The sequence below is a fragment of the Paenibacillus brevis genome, assembly GCF_018919145.1.
Lineage (GTDB): Bacteria > Bacillota > Bacilli > Paenibacillales > Paenibacillaceae > Fontibacillus > Fontibacillus brevis.
In genome coordinates, this window is the sequence record NZ_JAHLQJ010000043.1 from 1 (window position 1) to 2,063 (window position 2,063).

The 2,063-nt window shown below is 50.0% G+C and carries 2 protein-coding genes; both read left to right on the forward strand.

Annotation, left to right across the window (positions count from 1 at the left end):
• Positions 1 to 744: Fe-S cluster assembly ATPase SufC (gene sufC / locus KQJ23_RS23500; protein ID WP_216481324.1), on the forward strand; the 744-nt coding region annotated here is incomplete at its 5' end.
• A gap of 20 nt (positions 745 to 764) precedes the next feature.
• Positions 765 to 2,063: Fe-S cluster assembly protein SufD (gene sufD, locus KQJ23_RS23505; protein ID WP_216481325.1), on the forward strand; the 1,299-nt coding region annotated here is incomplete at its 3' end.

Below are 2,063 nucleotides of genomic sequence, written 5' to 3' on the forward strand. Positions count from 1 at the left end.
ATCGAGGGGAAAGAGATTCTGAAAGGGATCAACCTTGAAATAAAAGGCGGAGAGATTCATGCGATTATGGGGCCGAATGGTACAGGTAAAAGTACGCTGGCTTCTGCATTGATGGGTCATCCGAAATATGAAGTAACAGATGGCAAGGTAACTATCGACGGTGAAGATGTGCTGGAGATGGGTGTCGATGAACGCGCATTGGCAGGATTGTTCCTTGCTATGCAATATCCGAGTGAGATCGCGGGCGTAACCAACTCCGACTTCTTGCGCAGTGCGATCAATGCACGCCGCGGAGAAGGAAATGAAATTTCCCTGATTAAATTCATACGTCAAATGGAAACCAAGATGAAAGAGCTTGAGATAAATCCTGAGTTCGCTCATCGTTATTTGAATGAAGGCTTCTCCGGCGGGGAGAAGAAGCGGAATGAAATTCTTCAGATGACGATGCTTGATCCGAAGATCGTTATTCTTGACGAAATCGACTCCGGTCTTGACATCGATGCGCTCCGCATTGTTGCGAACGGGGTTAACGCCATGCGCAGCGAAGAACGCGGCTTCTTGATCATTACGCACTATCAGCGTTTGCTTAACTATATTACTCCAGACTATGTTCATGTCATGATGCAAGGACGTATTGTGAAATCCGGCGGACCTGAGCTTGCCGAGCGTCTGGAACGTGACGGCTATGATTGGGTGAAGGAAGAACTCGGTATTGTGGATGAAACGGTAGGCCAAGAAGCCTAATCGGAAGGAGGAGAAGCAAAATGACGACACAAATCGTTCTTCCGGTCAATCCGGAACAACTGCGGAGCTCTTCTTCGGGCAGCGGTGAGCCGGCATGGCTTACAGACAGCAGAGTAGATGCGCTGAAGCTTGCCGCCGATCTGGAATTGCCTATATTGGAAAAGACAAAAATGGAACGGTGGGCCCTGAACCATTTTGGCTCATGGACCTCCTCCGCTCCCGCATTGAAGGAGCAGCTCCCGGAGCAGGTAGCATCATTCGTGAATCTGCAGGAAAACAGTAATTTGCTGGTTCAGCAAAATCATACGAGTGTATTTGCGCAGTTGAGCGCTGATTTAGCTGAAAAAGGCGTTATTTTTACCGACTTGCAGACAGCAGCACGCTCGCATGGAGATCTGGTGAAGTCTTATCTTCATTCGATCATTAAGCCGGAGGAGAACCGTCTAAGCGCACTGCATAGCGCGCTTTGGAACGGCGGCGTATTCCTCTATGTGCCCAAAAATGTGGAAGTGGATATTCCGCTGCAAAGCATTTTCCTGATCGACAGTACAGAGACCGTATTCGCCCCTCATGTGCTTATTGTGGCAGAGGAGAACAGCCGGGTAACTTACGTCGATAATTATATTTCTGGAGACTATAGCGAAAGCATTGTGCATAACGGTGCGGCTGAGGTGATCGTCAAGGATGGGGCTAAGGTACAATTCGCTACGGTCCATCACCTGAATGCAACTACAACTGATTATACGATCCGCCGGGCTAGGCTTGGAAACGATGCGAGCATCGAATGGATTGTAGGCGAAATGAATAGCGGGGATTCAGCCAGTGAGACCTTGACGATTCTGAAGGGCAATGGCTCGAATTCCGATGCGAAGGTGATTGCGGTTGGCTCTGGCTCCCAGCGCTTGAACTATACCACCAAAGCAGTTCACTTTGGCAAGAGCTCAGAGAGCCAAATGATTACCCGTGCGGTCATGCGGGAGCAGGCTACGGCCATCATAAACGGGATCACCAAGATTGAGAAGGGCGCAACCAAGGCAGATGGGCAGCAGACGGAAAAAGTGCTGATGCTCAGCCCTAAAGCACGCGGGGATGCAAACCCGATTCTTCTCATTGACGAAGACGATGTCACAGCGGGACACGCAGCATCGGTTGGACAGGTGAACCAGGAGCAAATTTATTACCTGATGTCGCGCGGCATTTCCCGTGAGCAGGCCGAACGCCTGATTATTTACGGCTTCCTGGCTCCGGTCGTCTCAGATATTCCACTGGAACAGCTGCAACAGCAATTGCAGGGATTAGTGGAAAGGAAGTTAGGCCAA